The following is an 18,617-nucleotide window of genomic DNA, read 5'->3' on the forward strand; positions in this document are numbered from 1 at the left end:
ATGCCCATTGAGATAACGATGCCGGCGCTTTCGCCGACGATGGAGGAGGGGACTTTGGCGAAATGGCTGAAGTCCGAGGGTGATTCTGTTTCGGCCGGGGATGTTATTGCGGAGATCGAGACGGACAAGGCGACGATGGAGGTTGAGGCTGTTGACGAGGGTGTTTTGGGGAAGATTCTCGTTGCCGAGGGGACGGAAGAGGTCAAGGTGAACACGGCGATTGCTCTTCTTCTCGAGGAGGGCGAGGATCGTTCTGCGCTTGAGGGGTATACGCCGAAGGCATCCGGGGCGGGTCCGTCGGCCGAAGCGGCCCCGAACGGCGAATCGTCCGAGGCAAGCGCGGAAGCAGCGCCGGCCGCTCAAAAACCGGCCGAGGCGAGCCCCCTTGCCCGGCGCATGGCAGCGAAGGCGGGAATTGACCTTTCCGCCGTCAAGGGGACGGGGCCGGACGGACGCATCGTCAAGGGAGACGTCGAAAAAATCCTGCACACCAAGCAGGGCACGGGACAAGGCGGCGGCGCTCGCGGCGCCCGACCGCCTGCCGAAGGCGAACCGGCGACGGGTCCGGGCGGACGTATTTTCGCGAGCCCGCTTGCCCGGCGCATCGCGGAAAACGAGGGCCTCGATATCGCGCGAATCGCGGGCTCAGGCCCCCACGGACGGATCATCAAGGCCGACGTGGAAACAGCCCTCGCCACGGGTGCGGCCAGGGGTGGCGCTGCCGCGGCGGCGGCGGCCGATGCCGAACTCGAACCGGCCTACGATCTCGTCAAGCTGTCCAACACGCGCAAGATCATCGCCAAGCGACTGAGTGAATCGAAGCGCGAAATTCCGCATTTCTACATGACGGTGGATTGCGAGACGGACAACCTGCTCGCCGCACGCAAGCGGCTCAATGCCGCAAGTCCGGAGGGTGAGGGCGCTTTCAAGCTTTCGGTCAATGATTTCGTCATCAAGGCCGTGGCCGTGGCGCTCAAGCAGGTGCCGGCGGCCAATGCAGAGTTCACGGCCGAGGGTCTCAAGATGTTCAAGCGCGCCGATATCTCGGTCGCGGTGGCGGTTGAAGGCGGGCTCATCACGCCGATCATCCGGGCCGCCGAAACCAAGGGGCTCCGGCAGATCTCGGCCGAGATGCGCGACCTTGCGGGGCGCGCGCGGGAGGGCAAGCTCCAGCCCGAGGAATATCAGGGCGGCACGTTCTCGATCTCCAATCTCGGCATGTACGGGATCCGGGAGTTCGCGGCTGTCATCAACCCGCCACAGGGTGCGATCCTGGCAATTGGCGCGGGCGAAGAGCGCCCGGTGGTGCGGAATGGCGAAATTGTCATCCGGAACATGATGTCGGTGACGCTGTCCTGCGATCATCGTGTCGTGGACGGGGCTGTCGGAGCTGAATTCCTCGCGGCGTTCAGGGCGCTGATCGAGGAGCCCGTCGGCATGTTGCTATAAGGAATCGGAATATGGCGGACACCAAATTCGACCTCATCGTCATCGGCGGCGGACCCGGCGGCTACGTCGCCGCCATCAGGGCATCCCAGCTCGGCATGAAGGCGGCGGTGGTGGAGCGCGAGCATTTGGGCGGGATCTGCCTGAACTGGGGATGCATTCCGACCAAGGCGCTGCTCAGGACGTCGGAAGTTTATCACCTGATGAAAAATGCCGCGTCTTTCGGTCTCAAGGCCGAGAATGTCTCGATCGACCTCAAAAAGATCGTCGAACGCTCGCGCAAGGTTGCGGGCCAGCTCAGTAACGGCGTCGGCTACCTGATGAAGAAGCACAAGGTGACGGTCATTGAGGGGGCGGGGCATCTCGCCGGACGGGGCAAGGTGGCGGTGGAGAAGGATGGCAAGGGCGTAGCCGAGCTTGAGGCCCGGCACATCATCCTTGCAACCGGCGCGCGGGCGCGCCAGCTACCGGGACTAGAGTCCGACGGCAAGTTGATCTGGACCTACAAGGAGGCGCTGGTCCCCGAAACGATGCCGAAGTCGCTGCTGGTCGTGGGCTCGGGAGCCATCGGAATCGAATTTGCCAGCTTCTATCGCGAGCTGGGCGCCGAGGTCACCGTGGTTGAGGTGCTCGACCGGATCTTGCCGGTGGAGGATGCGGAAATTTCCGCCTTGGCCGAGAAGGCCTTTACCAGTCAGGGCATCAAGATCGTCACCGGAGCCGGCGTAAAGAGCCTCAAGAAAGGCAAGAATAACGTCACGGCGACGATTGAAAAAGGCGGCAAGACCGAATCGCGGACAGTGGACCGGGTCATCATGGCCGTGGGCATTACCGGCAACGTCGAGAACATCGGCCTCGAGAAAACCAAGGTGAAGGTGGAAAAAGGCCATGTCGTCGTCAATGAGTGGCTGGAGACGGGCGAGCCTGGCGTCTACGCCATCGGCGATCTGGTCGGGGCGCCGTGGCTCGCTCATAAGGCCAGCCACGAAGGCGTCATCTGTGTCGAGAAAATCGCCGGGCAAAAAGGCGTGCATCCGCTCGATACCGGGAATATCCCCGCCTGTACCTATTGCCGGCCGCAGATCGCCAGCGTCGGCCTGACCGAGACGGCGGCCCGGGAAAAGGGCCATGACGTGCGCGTCGGTCGTTTTCCCTACCAGGGGAACGGCAAGGCCATTGCGCTCGGCGAGTCCGAGGGCCTGATCAAGACCGTTTTCGACAAGAAGACCGGCGAGCTCCTCGGCGCTCATCTGATCGGCGCCGAGGTGACGGAACTGATCCAGGGCTACGCCGTGGCGCGTACGCTGGAGACGACGGAAGCGGAACTGATCAATACCGTCTTCCCTCATCCGACACTATCGGAAATGATGCACGAGTCGGTCCTTGACGCCTATGGTCGCGTACTCCACATCTAAAGGAGATGGCGGGGGCCGGCACTGAAAGGAGACCCGTTTGACGGACATCCAGAACATGGCGCCCGATGCCGGGCTGGAAACGGCAGGCGACACGGCGGCGCACGCGCTCCGCAAGCCGTCCTGGATTCGGGTCAAGGCGCCGGTATCGGCCGAATATAACCGCACGCGCAAGCTCATGCGCGAGTTGCGCCTGAACACGGTCTGCGAAGAGGCGGCCTGCCCAAATATCGGCGAATGCTGGGCGCAGCGTCACGCGACCGTCATGATTCTGGGCAGCGTGTGCACGCGCGCCTGTGCCTTCTGCAACGTCAAGACCGGCAAGCCCGATCTTCTCGATCCGCATGAGCCCGACCACCTGGCCGAAGCAGTCGGCCGGCTGGGCCTGGAACACGTCGTCATCACCTCCGTGGATCGCGACGATCTTCCCGATGGCGGCGCGGCGCATTTCGTCGCGTGTATCGAAAAAATACGCAAGACCTCACCGGGGACAACCATCGAAATCCTGACGCCGGATTTCCTGCGTAAGGGAGGCGCGGTGGAGGCGATCTGTGCCGCGAAGCCGGATGTCTACAATCACAACCTCGAGACCGTGCCCCGGCTGTATGCGGCCGTACGGCCGGGGGCACGTTATTTTCACTCCTTGCGCCTGCTGAGCGACGTGAAGCGGCACGACCCGTCGATCTTCACAAAATCCGGGATCATGGTGGGGCTCGGCGAAACCGCGGATGAAGTGGTGCAGGTAATGGACGATTTGCGGGCGGCCGATGTGGATTTCATTACCATCGGCCAATACCTGCAGCCGACGCCCAAACATCACGAAGTCAAACGTTTCGTTACGCCCGATGAATTTGAGGGCTATGCGCGGACCGCGCGGGGCAAGGGGTTCCTGATGGTCTCGGCCTCGCCGCTCACCCGGTCCTCCTATCATGCTGGTGATGACTTCGAGAAACTCCGTGCGGCGCGCCAGTCGCAGCTTGCGCGGGACGGACATCCCGGTTAGGGGGAACTGTGCCGTCTCATCAGGAAACCCGCGTTCTGCTTTATAGTCCCGAGGAACTTTTCGACCTCGTCGCCGATATCGACAGGTACCAAGAATTCCTGCCCTGGTGCATCGCCTCTCGCGTCCACAAGCGCGACGGGGATGAGCTGCGCGCCGATCTTGTGATCGGTTTCAAGATGCTCCGAGAAACCTACACCTCACGCGTCATCCTCGACCGGCCCCATACAATTGACGTCGATTACATCAAGGGGCCGTTCCGCCATCTCGACAATCACTGGCGGTTCGAACCCGAAACGCTTAGTTCGGGCGTCCCGGCCTGCCGGGTGTTTTTCCGCGTCGATTTCGAATTTGGCCCGGCCCTGTTGCGCCGGGTGATGGAGCCCCTCTTCCACGAGGCGGTGCGTCGCATGGTGCATGCGTTCGAGACCCGCGCGGAGGAGTTGTACGGCAAGCGCGCGGCCTGAGTGGCGCCGCCTGCGCGGCCCGCCCGGTTATGGGAGAAATTCGAGTTGCGAGAGAGCGAGGTTCATCGCCGCCAGCACCGATAGCCGGCGCACCCCCGCGCGGTCGCCGGCAAAACGATGTTCGCGTACCACGGTTTTGAGTCCGCGCCCGGCGGAGGCGATGTAAACCAGACCCACGGGCTTCTCCATCGTGCCGCCCCCCGGACCCGCGACGCCGGTCACAGCGACACTGATTTCCGCGCGGGCGTTGCCAAGAGCACCATCGGCCATGGCGGTCGCGACTTCGGCACTGACGGCCCCGCGCAGGCGCAGCAAACTCTCCGGCACGTCCAGCAATTCCTGCTTCGCAACATTCGTGTAGGTCACGAAGCCGCGCTCGACCACGTCGCTCGAGCCCGCAATCTCGGTCAGGAGGCCGGCAATCAGTCCGCCGGTGCATGATTCGGCAGTCACGATCATGGCATTCCGGCGCCGGAAACTCTCCAGAAGATGGGTGGCAAGCGCCAGACTGTCGGCGTCAAACATAGTGAAGCCCTATGCTGATCGCCAGAAACCCGAGGCTGGCATAAAGCCCGGCCACCACGTCATCGGCCATGATCGCAAAGGCCGGAGGCAGGGCGCTTTCCAGATGGCGGATGGGCCAGGGCTTCCAGATATCGAACAGGCGGAACAATACGAATGCGAGAAGATAGGCTGTCGGATTGAGCGGCACCGCGAGGAGCACCATCCATTGTCCTGCGACCTCGTCGATGACGACCAGGCCGGGATCGTGGCTCGCGCCATCCTTGACCTGGGACAGGACGACGAAGCAGGCCCACCAGCCGAGAAAGAAGGCGAGGACGGTTGCGATCCAAAGGCCCACAAGGCCGAACTGCTCGACAATTACCCAGGCGCAGGGGAGCGCGGCCGCCGCCCCCCACGTGCCCGGCATCCTTGGCATCAGTCCGGCGCCGAACCATGTCACGATAAGGCTTATCGGATGGGTGAAGGGGAGATTCCAGGGCAGGTCGAGACGGGACATGAGCCTTACCCGGTTCGGTTGGTGCGAGGCAGGCGCACCGTCGCGACCGCCTGGGCGGCGATGCCTTCTCCTCGTCCGGTAAAGCCGAGCCCTTCTGTCGTGGTCGCCTTTATGCCCACCTGGTCCGGGGCGATGGCCAGGATTTCGGCCACGCGGCGTGTCATGGCGGCCCGGTGGGGGCCGATCCTGGGCGCCTCACAGATCAGCGTCAGGTCGAGCCCGGTGATCTCGCCGCCCCGCGCGCGCACCAGTTCGGCTGCGTGCGCGAGGAAGCGATCCGAGGATGCGTCGCGCCAGGCCTCGTCCGACGGCGGGAAATGGTCGCCGATATCGCCGGCCGCGATCGCCCCGAGAAGCGCGTCTGTCGCCGCGTGCAGCCCGGCATCGGCATCCGAATGGCCCTTGAGGCCGGCGCTATGGGCAATCCGGATTCCGCAAAGCCAGACATGGTCGCCCGTCTCGAACCGGTGCACGTCGAACCCCTGGCCGGTGCGATAGACCCAGTCCCTTTCGCACATGCGTCGCGCGCGGTCGAAATCGTCGGTCGTCGTCACCTTGAAATTATCCTCGCTGCCGGGGACCAGCTTTACCGTGAGGCCGGCCGCCTCGGCAATGGCCGCATCATCGGTGAAATCCGAGCGGCCACTCGCGCGAGCCGCTTCGTGGGCCGCCATCAGGGCTACGAAGCGGAAACCCTGCGGCGTCTGGGCACGCCAGAGCCCGGCCCGCGCCACCGTCTCCGCACTCGTCTCTCCGGACGAATCCGCGCGTTTTAGCGTATCGGCGACGGGAAGCGCGGCCAGGGCGCCGTCGGCCGTCTCCAGCCCGGCGATGACCCGGGAGATCAAAGCCTCGTCGACGAACGGGCGGGCCGCATCGTGGATCAGAACCGCGTCCGGATTATGGGAAGTCAGATGAATAAGCCCGTTCCGTACGGATTCCTGTCTTGTCGCGCCGCCGACGGCCGGGGGCAGCAGATCCAGCCCTGCGCAAGCCGTCTCGTAGAGAACCCGGTCATCGGGGTGGATGACGACGGCGACGCCGGCGATTTCGGGATGGGATTTCAGACGTGCGGCCGACCAGGCCAGGACGGGCCTGCCGCCGAGGTCGAGATACTGCTTGGGCGTCTCGTGGCCGAGGCGCGCGCCACGGCCGGCCGCCACGATCAGTGCATAAACCCCCGTCATGCCACCAGCGCCAGGTTGCCGGGCCGCTTCGGTACCGGCTTTTGGGCGGGACTCCCGCCGTGAAGGTTGAATTCGGGCAAAAACATGCGTCCTTTTACGCGATCGGCACGGATTTCGATATATGCTACCCGCCGTTGCGGACCTTGTTGTTGCGAACCTTGGGGAGGGAAAGGGGCATGAGTCATCTGCTGCTGGCGGCCTGCGCCATCCTGTCCCTGGTCCCCGCCGGGCTGCGCGCCCATTGGGGCGAGGGGACACGCAATTCCGTCTTTTGGGCTCTGGCTTTGGTTGCCGTGGCCGGTCCCGCAAGCTATCTGGCCGCGGGGTTGAGCGGGCCGGCCGGCGTATGGCACGCAGGGCCGGCGGGCTCCCTCTGGGTAACCGTCACCTGGGCGGCGATCCTGTATCTGTTCCTGTCGCTGGTATCGGCCGGTGCCCATCGGCTGGCGGCCCTGGTCTATCCTTATCTCGCAGTCCTGGCCCTCCTGGCGCTGCTCACGGAATTCCTGCCGAGCAGCGCACCGGAGGCGCGCCCCGTGGGCGCCGTGCTGGGCGATCCATGGCTGCTGTTTCACGTCGTGGTCTCGGTCGTGACCTACGGGCTGCTTACGCTGGCGGCGGTGAGCGCTCTTGCAGTAATAATTCAAGAAAGATCACTAAAATCCAGAAAAAAAAGTAAAATATCGGATATTCTTCCCGCGGCACGAACCGCGGAAACCCTGCAGATCGGGTTGCTGGCCGCTGCCGGGGTAGTGCTTCTCCTCGGGCTCGCGACAGGCATGGCGGTAGAGTTCAGGAGCTCGGGTCAGCTCCTTGTCCTTGACCACAAGACCCTCCTGGTTCTCCTCTCGTTCCTGGCCATCGCCATTCTTCTCGCCATCCACTGGCAAAGCGGGATGCGGGGCCGGCAGGCGGCACGATGGATTCTGGTCGCCTATTTGCTGCTGAGCCTGGCTTTTCCCGGAGTCAAGTTCATCAGCTATGTGTTGCTCGGCCGGTGACGGGGCGGGCTTGCCAGGCTTGAGCCTGACGCCTAATGTGCCCGGAAAATGAGCATTGGGCGGTATTGCCTAAAGATCGAGCAAAATTTCATGACGAGCTTGCTGCGCCCCATCTCCGTCGGTCCCGTGACGCTGGAAAACAACGTGGTTCTGGCGCCCATGTCGGGCGTGTCGGACATGCCGTTCCGCCGTCTGGTCAAGGGCTTTGGTGCCGGCCTCGTGATATCCGAGATGATCGCGAGCGAGGCCATGATCCGGGCGACCCGGCGGTCGATGAAAATGGCGGACAATTGCGCCGACGAGTTTCCGATGGCGGTGCAGCTTGCCGGGTGCGAGGCTCGCGTCATGGCGGAGGCGGCCAGGCTCAACGTGGACCGGGGTGCCGCCATCATCGACATAAACATGGGGTGTCCCGTCAAGAAGGTGGTGAATGGCGAGGCCGGCTCCGCCTTGATGAAGGACGAGGTATTGGCCGGACGCATCCTGGAGGCGACGGTGAGCGCGGTGGATGTGCCTGTGACGCTGAAAATGCGGACGGGCTGGAATCAGCAAAACCGCAACGCGCCGCGCCTGGCGAAAATCGCCGAGGAGGCCGGGATCCAGATGATCACGGTCCATGGCCGCACGCGGTGCCAGCTTTATAACGGTCAGGCCGACTGGGATTTCATCCGCGAGGTGGCGGAGTCGGTGCGCATCCCGGTTCTCGCCAACGGGGATGTGGTGACGGTGGACCACGCAGCCGAGATTCTGCGCCGTTCCGGCGCCCAGGGCGTCATGGTTGGGCGGGGAAGCTATGGCCGGCCATGGTTCCTTGGCCAGGTTATCCGCTTCCTGGCCGACGGCACGCGCCTGCCCGATCCGGCGCCGGAGGTGCGCGGCAGGATCCTTCTCGAACATTACGATGCCTTACTCTCTCACTATGGCGAAGAGGCGGGCGTCAGGATCGCGCGCAAGCATGTTGGCTGGTATTCGAAAGGGCTGCCGGGGTCGGCCGAATTCCGCTCGGCCGTCAACCGTCTGGCCGAGCCGGCCGAGGTACGCGATATGATCACGGCATTCTTTACCCGGCGCGATCTTGGCATGGCGGCCTGACATTATGGCGAAGGTGGAGCGTCTCCCGCCGCGCGTGCCGGCGCTGAATGCGGATGCCATCCTTCAGGCGCTGCCCGATGCGGTGCTTGTGCTGGACCGCGAAGATCGGATCGTATACGCGAACAGCGCGGCCGAGCAGCTCCTGCAAATGGGGCTAGCTCACCTTCGGAACCGTCCTCTGTCCGAGTTCCTGGCGGAAGATCACCCGGTCTTCAGCCTCGCCGGGCAGGTGCGCGAATCCGGGGGCAGCGCGGCGGAACACGGGTTGCATCTGGTCTCGCCGAAAATCGGCTCGCACGAAGTCTCGCTCCAGCTTTCGGCCCTCGACGATCGGTCGGGGCATGTCTCGGTGACGATCCATGAACTCACGCTTGCCCAGCAGATCGACCGCCGCCTCCTGTACAAGGGGGCGGCACGCTCCATGACGGCGATGGCTGCCGTGCTTGCGCATGAGGTCAAGAACCCCCTGTCGGGGATCCGCGGCGCGGCCCAGTTGCTGGAGACGGAGGCGGATCCGGCCGGGCGCGAGTTGACCCGGCTGATCTGTGACGAGACCGACCGGATCTGTGCGCTTGTCGACCGGATGGAAGGCTTCGGCGACCAGCGCGTGCTGCCAGCCGATCCGGTCAACTTGCATGAGGTCCTCGATCACGTGCAGCGTCTTGCGCGCGCGGGGTTTGCGCGGCACGCGACCTTGTCGCTCTCCTATGATCCCTCGCTGCCCCCGGCGCGCGGCAATCGCGATCAGCTCGTGCAGGTATGCCTTAACCTGGTCAAGAATGCAGCCGAGGCGCTTCCGGCCACCGGGGGCGAAATCATCCTGTCGACGGCCTACCGTCATGGGCTGAGCGTTTCCGTCGGGGGCGGGACAGCGCGGATTGCCCTGCCGCTGATTATCGAGATTCAGGACAACGGTCCGGGCATTCCCGATGACCTGAAGAGCCAGCTCTTTGACCCGTTCGTGACGACCAAGGCCAGCGGCGCCGGGCTCGGGCTGGCGCTGTCGGCCAAGATCGTCGACGACCATGGGGGCATTCTCGAATGCGAGAGCGCACCCAGACGCACGATCTTCCGGGTGATGCTGCCGGTCTATCAGGGCGCCGCGGTGCGAGAGCAGATATGAGCCACGAAACCATTCTGGTCGCCGACGACGACCGGGCCATCCGGACGATCCTGCATCAGGCACTTGGACGAGAGGGATACAACGTCCGGACCACGGGAATGGCCTCGAACCTCTGGCAGTGGATCGATCAGGGCGAGGGGGATCTCGTCATCACCGATGTCGTCATGCCCGACGGCAATGGCCTTGACCTGCTACCACAGATCCGCAAGGCGCGCCCGGATCTGCGTGTGATCGTCCTGAGCGCGCGCAACACCATGCTGACGGCGGTGGATGCGGCGGAGCGCGGCGCTTTCGAGTATCTGCCCAAGCCGTTCGACCTCAAGGAACTGGTGACCATCGTGCGCCGGGCGCTGGAGCCGGCCGCCCCCCGCGCGCCGGCAACGCATCAGAAACATGCGGATGAGCGCCTGCCGCTGATCGGGCGCTCGTCCGCCATGCAGGAAATCTATCGCGTGCTGGCCCGACTGATGGGAACCGATCTGACGGTGATGATCACAGGCGAATCCGGGACCGGCAAGGAACTCGTCGCCAAAGCGCTGCATGATTTCGGCAAACGGCGCAATGGCCCCTTTGTCGCGATCAACATGGCCGCCATCCCCCGCGAGTTGATCGAGGCGGAATTATTCGGCCACGAGAAGGGCGCTTTTACCGGTGCTGTCTCGCGCTCCGACGGACGGTTTCAGCAGGCCGAGGGTGGGACGCTGTTTCTCGATGAAATCGGGGATATGCCACTCGACGCTCAGACCCGGCTGCTTCGTGTCCTGCAGGAAGGAGAGTTCACGCGGGTGGGCGGACGCACACCGATCTCGGCAAATGTCCGGATCGTTGCCGCGACGCATCGCGATCTGCGCCAGCTTGTCCGTCAGGGCCTGTTTCGCGAAGATCTGTTTTACCGATTGAATGTGGTGCCAGTACGTCTGCCACCATTGGCCGAACGGCGCGAGGATATCCCGGAACTGGTCAATCATTTCCTCGCCGAGGCGGCGGACTCGGGCCTGCCGCTCAAGCGTCTGGAGCCGACGGCCATGGAAAAGCTGGTGGCCTACGGCTGGCCCGGCAATGTTCGCGAGCTCGAGAACTTCGTCAAACGTCTGACTGTGCTGCATGCCCAGGAAGTGATCGATTCGGCGGTTGTCGAGGGCGAGCTTGCCGATGCCCGGGGGATCAGCGATGGCGGTCCGGCGGTGCAGAGCGAATCGCTGGGCGAGGCGGTGGAACGCCACGTTGGCCAGTATTTTGCCGCCCATGGTGAAGCACTGCCGGCGTCGGGCCTCTATGGTCGCGTGGTTCGGGAGGTGGAGCGGCCGCTTATATCGCTCAGTCTCCAGGCAACGGGGGGGAACCAGCTTCGGGCAGCCGAGCTTTTGGGCCTCAATCGGAATACCTTGCGCAAGAAGATTCGCGAGCTCGACATTCCCGTCAGCCGCGGCCTGAAATAGCCGTATCCGCGAGCCCTTCGCTGGTTGAGGTTTTGTCCGGATGGGTTAAGCTCCTGTCTCGCAAGGCTCTTTGACCACCGGGGCCCGCGGATACTGCCGCAGGCGGAGACAGGTGCCTCGTATATGGAAGCGATCACGGAACGCCGCGGCACTGGGCCCCTTGAGCGGCCCCGCAACTGGGCCGAACGGCACAGACTGCAGCCCAAGCTGGCCGTGGGCCTCATCCTGGCCGCGGCCCCGCTCGGCATCCTCACCTATGGGGCGCTGACCGGATGGGGCGGGCTGGCAGCCTATCGCGTGCCCATCGTTACCCTCGACATTCTTGTTCTCCTGCTGCTCAGCAGCCTGATCGCTTACCGGATCGTACGTCTCTGGATTGCCCATCGCCAACGAATGGCAGGCTCACGGCTTCACGTGCGACTGGTCATCTTGTTCGGTCTTCTTGCGGTGACACCGGCCATCGTCGTCGCCGTGTTTTCCGGGCTTATCTTTCATTTCGGTGTACAGGCCTGGTTTTCCGATCAGGTCAAGACGTCGCTGGCCGAATCGTTCGCCGTGGCCGAAGCCTATCTGGAAGAGCACAAAAACAATATCCGGGCGGACCTGGCGGCCATGACCAAGGATTTACGCGACGACGGTCCGCTGCTCCTGACCAATCCCGAGCGCCTGAACCGGATCATGGAGACCCAGACGGCGCTGCGGAATCTGAGCGAGGCGGTCATATTCGACGAGAACGGGCGGATTCTCGCGCGCGGCGGCTTTACGCTTGGCCTGCAGATCGAGCCGCTGCCGATCTGGGCACTCAACCGCGCCAAAGAGGGCGAGATCGCGGTTCTCACCTCGGATAACAGCGACCGGCTTCGGGCGCTCGCGCAGCTCAGCCCGACCCAGGATATCTTTCTTTTCGTCGGCCGTGCGGTTGACCCCAAGGTGCTGGCCCATATCGACCGAACCCGGGTGACGGTCCAGAAATATTTTAGCCTGGAGGAAAAGCGCTCCTACCTGCAGTTCGTCGGCATCGGGACTTTCACCTCGGTAACGCTGCTGCTGCTGCTGTCGGCCATTTGGGTTGGACTGACCCTGGCGACGGAACTGGTGCGGCCCATCGGCCGTCTGATCGATGCGTCGGAAGAGGTGGCCAAGGGGAATCTGTCGGTCCGGGTTCCCGAGGGGTCCGATGATCACGAACTCAGCACGTTGAGCCGAACCTTCAATCGCATGACCGGCCAGCTCGAGAGCCAGCAGGCCGAACTGGTCGAGGCAAATCGTCAGCTTGACCTGCGCCGACGCTTCACGGAGGCGGTGCTCTCGGGCGTGTCGGCCGGGGTTGTCGGGCTTGACGCTTCGGGGCGGATCAACCTGCCTAATCGCACCGCCTCCCGGCTGCTGTTCACCAACATGCCGCGCTGGATCGGGCATCCGTTGCACGAGACGGTGCCTGAAATGAAGAGCTTTCTGGACGACGCGCTGCGTCACCCTGGCGGCCTGACCCAGTCTCAGGTGGAACTGGTCCGCGGGGGGCGCATTCATACACTGCTCGTGAGAATCTCGGCTGAGCGCGACGGCGATCAGGTTCTCGGGTTTGTCGTGACCTTCGATGATATAACGGAACTGGTCTCGGCCCAGCGCAAGGCCGCCTGGGCCGGGGTTGCGCGGCGGATCGCGCACGAGATCAAGAATCCACTGACACCGATCCAGCTCGCGGCCGAGCGGCTCAAGCGCAAATACATGGACGAGATCAAGACGGATCCTGAAATTTTCAGTCTGTGTACCGAAACCATCGTTCGGCAGGTCAGCGACCTGCGGCGCATGGTGGACGAGTTTTCCGAATTCGCCCGGCTGCCGGCCCCACGTATGAAGATGGAAGACTTATCCGAGATCTGCCGCCAGGCTATTTTCCTGCAGGCGAGCGGGCGGAGTGATATCGTTTTCGAAACATCGGGTCTGGAAGATGCGGTCTGGCTCAATTGCGACCGGGAACAGATGAGCCGGGTCCTGACGAACCTTCTGCAAAACGCCGTCGATGCGATTGACGGACGCGAGAAGGGCAAGAGCAAGACCTTGGAAAGAGGGCGCATCACGCTCGACTTTCGTGCCAAGGGGGATTCTTCGGGCCTGCCGGTGCTGATCGTTGGGGATAACGGTCGCGGGCTGCCGCCGGACCTGTCGACGGAAAAACTGACGGAACCCTATGTCACCACCCGTGAGCGGGGAACCGGTCTTGGCCTGGCGATTGTAAAGAAAATTCTGGAGGACCATCAGGCTGATTTGCTATTGGAAAACGCCCCGGCCGAGGCAGGGAGCGGCGCCCGCGTCCGCATCATTTTCCGCGCTCTGGCCGCGGCCGGCACCGGGATAGAGCCTGGAGATGGCGAAATTAGAGAGGTGGCCCATGGCGCATGAAGTCCTGATCGTCGACGACGAGGCCGATATTCGGATGCTGCTTTCGGGCGTGCTGGAAGACGAGGGCTATGTCACGCGGACGGTCGCGGGCAGTGACGAGGCCCTCCCGTCGATCCGCCAGCGCCTTCCCAGCCTGGTGCTGCTCGATATCTGGCTCGAAGGCAGCCGGCTCGACGGGATGCAGGTGCTGGAGCTGATCCAGCGTGAATATCCGGGCTTGCCCGTCGTGATGATCAGCGGTCACGGAAATATTGAGACCGCGGTAGAGGCGATCAAGCTCGGTGCCTACGACTTTATCGAAAAGCCTTTCAAAGCGGACCGACTGCTGCTGGTGACGCAGCGCGCCATCGAAAATGCCCGGCTTCGGCGGGAAAATCTCGAGCTGCGCCAGAAGGCGGGATCGGATGAGGACATCGTGGGCGAATCTCCCGCGACCAATCATCTCCGCGCCATGATCAACAGGGTTGCACCGACTGGCAGCAGGGTCCTGATTACGGGCCCCGCCGGCTCGGGCAAGGAGGTGGTCGCGCGGCTCATCCACCGGCAATCGACGCGGGCGGCCGGGCCTTTCGTCATCCTGAATTGCGCGACGATGCGGCCCGAGAATCTCGAACTGGAACTGTTCGGTGCCGAAGTGACGGGCGATGGCGAGAATACGGGCGCCAAGATCGGGCTTTTCGAGCGTGCCCATGGCGGCACGCTGTTTCTTGACGAAATTTCCGATATGCCGCTCGAAACTCAGGGCAAGATCGTGCGCGCATTGCAGGACCAGACTTTTACCCGGGTCGGGGGCAATATGCCCGTCGAAGTGGATGTCCGGGTAATCTCGTCTTCCAACCGGAACCTCGCCGAGCAGATCGAAAAAGGGTTGTTACGCGAAGATCTCTTTTATCGGCTGAACGTGGTACCGATTGACGTTCCGCCGCTCAGGGACCGCCGGGACGACATTTCGGTGCTGGCAGAATATTTTATGAAACGCGCCTCGGTTACGCACGGCCTGCCGGCGCGTCTGATTGGCGAGGACGTCAACACGGCGCTCCAGTCTTATGACTGGCCGGGCAATGTGCGCCAGCTTCGGAACGTGGTTGAATGGCTGCTGATCATGGCGCCGGGCGAAACGGGGCAGCCCCTGAAGGCGGACATGCTGCCGGCGGAGGTGATCAATATCGCCCCCGGCGTGGTGCAGTGGGAACGGGGCAGCGAGATCATGGCACTGCCTCTTCGCGAGGCGCGTGAAATGTTCGAGCGCGACTACCTTCTGGCACAGGTGACACGATTTGGCGGCAATATTTCCAAAACAGCCAGTTTCATTGGCATGGAGCGCTCGGCCTTACATCGCAAGCTGAAACTTCTGGGAATCTCCCAGACGGAAAAAGGGCGGGGCATGAGCGCCTGAGCGGGTGTGCTCGCCGGTTTTAAGGATTTATCGATGAAAGTCATTGTCTGCGGGGCTGGCCGGGTCGGCATGATGATCGCCCGGCAACTCGCATCGGAAAACAACAGCGTCACGGTCATCGACCAGTCGGCCGAACTGATTCGTCGAATCAGTGAGACCCAGGACGTGCGTGCCATCCACGGCTTCGCCTCGCACCCTGAAATTCTGGAACAGGCCGGCGCTGCCGACGCCGATATGCTGATCGCAGTCACCCAGATCGACGAGATCAACATGGTGGCCTGCGAGGTGGCGGGGGCGCTGTTCGACGTGCCCACCAAAATCGCACGAGTGCGGTCGCAGGCTTATCTTGATCCTGTGTGGGGGACGCTCTTCTCGCGTGACAATCTGGCGATCGATGTTGCGATCTCGCCGGAAAAAGAGGTGGCCGAGGCTATTCGGCACCAGATCGAGGCCCCAGGCGCGGCCGACGTCATCCCGCTCGCCGACGGCAAGGTTCAGGCGGTCGCCGTGCGCTGTCAGGAAGACTGTCCGCTTCTGGACACGCCACTGCGTCAGTTGACAGAAATCTTCCCGCAGCTCGACATCATCATCGTCGGCATTATCCGCGACGAGAAGATGATCGTGCCCGACGACAATGAAATGCTGAAGGTCGGGGACGAAGTGTATTTCGTTGTCGAAAGCGGCAAGGTGCGACGGGCGATGGCGGCCTTCGGGCACGAGGAAAATCCTGCGTCGCGGACCATTATCGTGGGAGGAGGCAATGTCGGCCAGTTTCTGGCCAAGAGCCTGCAGGAAAGCCACCCCGACATGTCGCTCAAGGTCATCGAGCAGAATTTCGACACGGCCCAGATGGTGAAGGAGTCCCTGTCCCAGGCAACGGTCATTCACGGGGATGCGCTTGATCCTGAAATCCTTGAAGAGGCCAATGTCGCGACCTGCGACATGCTGGTCGCCGTCACCAACGAGGATGAAGTAAATATCCTGGCCACGCTTCTCGCCAAGCGTCACGGCGCGCGCGAGGCGCTGGCGCTCGTGAACACGCCGACCTACAATTCTCTGGTTTCCAACCTTGGTGTCGATGCCGTGGTGGATCCCAACGCGATCACCGTCTCGACCATCCTGCGTCATGTACGCCAGGGCCGGATCAAGGCGGTGCACTCCCTGCGCGAGGGATTTGGCGAGATCATCGAGGCCGAGGCCCTGGAGACGTCCGGTCTCGTCGGTCCTCCCCTGCGGGAGGCCAAGCTGCCCAAGGGCGTGATTGTCGGCGCCATTGTCCGGGGCGAGGAAGTCATCATGCCGCGCGGCGGAACGGTTATTCACTCCAAGGATCTTGTTATTCTTTACGCGGCATCTAATGCCGTGAAAAAAGTCGAAAAGATGTTCGCGGTTCGGCTCGAATATTTCTAGAGGACCGGCGGATCGAGGTCGGTTCCGGATATTTTAAAACCATGTCACGCATTTCCTATGTCAATGGACGCTACCTGCCTCACCGGCAGGCCAGGGTCCATATTGAGGACCGCGGCTATCAATTCGCCGACGGAGTCTACGAGGTGATTGCGATCCGTCACGGACGGCCGATCGATTACGCAAGGCATATCGACCGTCTCGAAAGATCGCTCGATGCCATTCATCTGAACTGGCCTGTCACCCCGTCTGTGCTCGCCCAGGTCATCCGTCGGGTCTGCCATCGCAATCGTGTGATGGACGGGATCGTCTACGTGCAAATTACCCGTGGCCAAGCGCGCCGAGATCATGCCTTTCCGGCCCGTCCGGTCCCGAGCCTCGTGGTCACGGCCCGGTCCGGCCGGCTGCCGCCGGCGGCCCTGCTTGAAACCGGAATCGACGTGATTACCGTGCCGGATCTGCGCTGGACGCGCTGCGATATCAAATCAATCGCGCTGTTGCCAAACGTGCTCGGCAAGCAGGCGGCGCGCGACGCGGGCGCATTCGAGGCCTGGCAGATAGATGCCGATGGCTTCATCACGGAAGGAACCTCGACGAATGCCTGGATTATCGACGCCAGCGGCCGGATTCGCACGCGCTCTCTTGACCGCTCGATCCTGGCCGGCATAACGCGTGACGTCGTTTTCGAGGTGGCCGCACGAGAGGGGCTTGCGATCGCACAGGAGAAATTCACGCTGGACGAAGCGCTGTCCGCGCGCGAGGCGTTTCTCACCAGCACGACCTCCTTCGTGCTTCCGGTCGTAAAGATCGACGGTAAACCGGTTGGCGGCGGCCGGCCGGGTCCGGTCAGCCGCCGTCTGGCCGCGGCCTATGCTGCCACGATTGACGCACAGATGGCCGGCCGGGCGGAGGCCGCGACGTGAGCGACGGAGACGTGGCCGCGCGAGGGCTGGCGTTGCCCAAAGCGGTTCTGTTCGACTGGGACAACACGCTCGCCGATAACTGGGCTGTGGTGCACGCGGCGCTCACCGCTGCGCAGCAGGCCATGGGGCATGCTCCCTGGAACCTCGATCAGACCCGCCAGCGCGTTCGACGTTCGCTGCGCGACAGTTTTCCGGAGATGTTCGGCTCCAGATGGGAGGAGGCGCGGGATATCTTCTATCGGACCTTTGAAGCGCGCCATCTCGAGTTCCTGCGCCCCCGGCCTGGAGCCGGCGAGTTGCTGGCGGCGGTCGCCGAAAGGGGAGTCTACCAGGCTGTCGTGAGCAACAAGACCGGCCGCCTGTTGCGGGCGGAGGCGGCTCATCTGAGTTGGGACGGCTATTTCGGTGCTGTCATCGGTGCCAATGATGCGGCCGCGGACAAGCCCGATCCCGCGCCCGTGGATATGGCGCTTGCGCCTTCCGGCATCGCCCGGGGGAAAGATGTCTGGTTCGTTGGAGATACGGTCGTGGATCTCGAATGCGCAACGGAAGCCGGCTGCCCGGGTATTCTGATCCGTGACGAGCCGCCCCGGCCGGGGGAATTCGACCACTGCCGGCCGGTGTTGCACGTCGCCGGTTGCGCGGCCCTCCATCGGCTTCTGGAACGTCTATAACTGGCCGGAAAACTGTGTTTAAATCGGAGTTTCCGGGCCAGGGATGCGTGCCGGCGGCGATGGAGCCCTGGCACGTCGCCAGGACGCGGCCCGAATAGAGCGGCCCGAAAAGAGCGGGTCGAAATCGAACATTCAAGGACCGGCAATTATAACAAGAGCCGAAGTACTTCTTCAGGCTTGGTGGAGGGGCGGCGGGGAAACGAAGTAAAAGACAACAAAAAATTATAATCAGAAAATTTGGACAACCTAATGTCTTCAGAAAAATCCCAGAATCTTCAGGACACGTTTCTCAATCACATCCGCAAGAACAAAGTCTCCGTCACGGTATTTCTGGTCAATGGCGTCAAACTCCAGGGCATCGTGACATGGTTCGACAATTTCTGCGTGCTGCTGCGCCGGGATACCCAGTCCCAACTCGTTTACAAGCACGCGATCTCGACCATTATGCCGGCGGGCCCGATAAGCCTCTTCGACGGTGATAAAGAGGGGGCCGACAACGACTAGTCCCGTAAGCCGTCGGCGCCTGGCCTCTCAGCGCACGGACCTCGCCAGACTGGACCGGTCGCCGGCCAAGGATGGCGAGCGCGCCGACAGCGACGGCCCGGACCGCGCGTTCGTTCTCCATC

Annotated in this window: 17 protein-coding genes; 14 read left to right on the forward strand and 3 right to left on the reverse strand. The window is 63.0% G+C overall.

What is annotated here, in order from left to right:
- The 4 genes from RLQ26_09520 to RLQ26_09535 form a co-directional block, all read left to right on the forward strand.
- On the forward strand, window positions 1-1,449 hold a 1,449-nt coding region (locus RLQ26_09520), incomplete at its 5' end, for a 2-oxo acid dehydrogenase subunit E2 (GenBank protein MEQ9088965.1).
- Window positions 1,450-1,460: 11 nt separating this feature from the next.
- Complete coding sequence (gene lpdA, locus RLQ26_09525; protein ID MEQ9088966.1) at window positions 1,461-2,861, forward strand: dihydrolipoyl dehydrogenase; 1,401 nt, start codon at window positions 1,461-1,463, stop codon at window positions 2,859-2,861.
- A 55-nt stretch (window positions 2,862-2,916) separates the two neighbouring features.
- Window positions 2,917-3,861, forward strand: coding sequence for a lipoyl synthase (lipA, locus tag RLQ26_09530; GenBank protein MEQ9088967.1), 945 nt, complete (start codon window positions 2,917-2,919; stop codon window positions 3,859-3,861).
- 8 nt (window positions 3,862-3,869) lie between these two features.
- Window positions 3,870-4,325: a type II toxin-antitoxin system RatA family toxin gene (locus RLQ26_09535; protein ID MEQ9088968.1), complete on the forward strand. Its 456-nt coding sequence runs from the start codon at window positions 3,870-3,872 to the stop codon at window positions 4,323-4,325.
- A 27-nt stretch (window positions 4,326-4,352) separates the two neighbouring features.
- Here RLQ26_09535 and RLQ26_09540 read toward each other — a convergent pair whose 3' ends face one another.
- The 3 genes from RLQ26_09540 to RLQ26_09550 are packed head-to-tail and all read right to left on the reverse strand — an operon-like array spanning window position 4,353 to window position 6,533.
- Window positions 4,353-4,850, reverse strand: coding sequence for a CinA family protein (locus RLQ26_09540; protein MEQ9088969.1), 498 nt, complete (start codon window positions 4,848-4,850; stop codon window positions 4,353-4,355).
- Complete coding sequence (locus RLQ26_09545; protein MEQ9088970.1) at window positions 4,843-5,346, reverse strand: phosphatidylglycerophosphatase A; 504 nt, start codon at window positions 5,344-5,346, stop codon at window positions 4,843-4,845. The genes RLQ26_09540 and RLQ26_09545 overlap by 8 nt, the downstream gene beginning before the upstream one ends.
- A 5-nt stretch (window positions 5,347-5,351) precedes the next feature.
- The gene (locus RLQ26_09550; GenBank protein MEQ9088971.1) at window positions 5,352-6,533 is read right to left on the reverse strand and encodes a bifunctional 2-C-methyl-D-erythritol 4-phosphate cytidylyltransferase/2-C-methyl-D-erythritol 2,4-cyclodiphosphate synthase; all 1,182 of its coding nucleotides are present in this window, start codon (window positions 6,531-6,533) and stop codon (window positions 5,352-5,354) included.
- Window positions 6,534-6,709: 176 nt separating this feature from the next.
- On the opposite strand from RLQ26_09550, the gene ccsA reads away from it, so the two are divergent.
- The 10 genes from ccsA (at window position 6,710) to hfq (ending at window position 18,495) form a co-directional block, all read left to right on the forward strand.
- Window positions 6,710-7,534, forward strand: coding sequence for a cytochrome c biogenesis protein CcsA (ccsA, locus tag RLQ26_09555; protein MEQ9088972.1), 825 nt, complete (start codon window positions 6,710-6,712; stop codon window positions 7,532-7,534).
- A 90-nt stretch (window positions 7,535-7,624) separates the two neighbouring features.
- Entirely contained in the window at window positions 7,625-8,626 is a 1,002-nt protein-coding gene (dusB, locus tag RLQ26_09560; GenBank protein MEQ9088973.1) for a tRNA dihydrouridine synthase DusB, read from the forward strand.
- Window positions 8,627-8,630: 4 nt separating this feature from the next.
- Complete coding sequence (locus RLQ26_09565) at window positions 8,631-9,749, forward strand: ATP-binding protein (GenBank protein MEQ9088974.1); 1,119 nt, start codon at window positions 8,631-8,633, stop codon at window positions 9,747-9,749.
- Entirely contained in the window at window positions 9,746-11,188 is a 1,443-nt protein-coding gene (gene ntrC, locus RLQ26_09570; protein ID MEQ9088975.1) for a nitrogen regulation protein NR(I), read from the forward strand. The genes RLQ26_09565 and ntrC overlap by 4 nt, the downstream gene beginning before the upstream one ends.
- Before the next feature lie 123 nt (window positions 11,189-11,311).
- Window positions 11,312-13,591, forward strand: a complete 2,280-nt coding sequence (locus tag RLQ26_09575; protein ID MEQ9088976.1) for a PAS domain-containing sensor histidine kinase — start codon at window positions 11,312-11,314, stop codon at window positions 13,589-13,591.
- A complete protein-coding gene (locus tag RLQ26_09580; protein MEQ9088977.1) occupies window positions 13,581-14,987 on the forward strand; it encodes a sigma-54 dependent transcriptional regulator in 1,407 nt (468 codons plus the stop codon). The genes RLQ26_09575 and RLQ26_09580 overlap by 11 nt, the downstream gene beginning before the upstream one ends.
- A gap of 33 nt (window positions 14,988-15,020) precedes the next feature.
- Window positions 15,021-16,397: a Trk system potassium transporter TrkA gene (gene trkA, locus RLQ26_09585; GenBank protein ID MEQ9088978.1), complete on the forward strand. Its 1,377-nt coding sequence runs from the start codon at window positions 15,021-15,023 to the stop codon at window positions 16,395-16,397.
- Between the two features lie 41 nt (window positions 16,398-16,438).
- Entirely contained in the window at window positions 16,439-17,317 is an 879-nt protein-coding gene (locus tag RLQ26_09590) for a D-amino-acid transaminase (GenBank protein MEQ9088979.1), read from the forward strand.
- Window positions 17,314-17,991, forward strand: coding sequence for an HAD family hydrolase (locus RLQ26_09595; GenBank protein ID MEQ9088980.1), 678 nt, complete (start codon window positions 17,314-17,316; stop codon window positions 17,989-17,991). Before RLQ26_09590 ends, RLQ26_09595 begins: the two co-directional genes overlap by 4 nt.
- A 249-nt stretch (window positions 17,992-18,240) precedes the next feature.
- Window positions 18,241-18,495 (forward strand): RNA chaperone Hfq, encoded by a 255-nt coding sequence (gene hfq, locus RLQ26_09600; protein MEQ9088981.1) that lies wholly within the window; start codon window positions 18,241-18,243, stop codon window positions 18,493-18,495.
- Window positions 18,496-18,617 lie beyond the last annotated feature (122 nt).

The sequence above is a fragment of the Alphaproteobacteria bacterium genome (assembly GCA_040220875.1).
Classification (GTDB): domain Bacteria; phylum Pseudomonadota; class Alphaproteobacteria; order JAVJVX01; family JAVJVX01; genus JAVJVX01.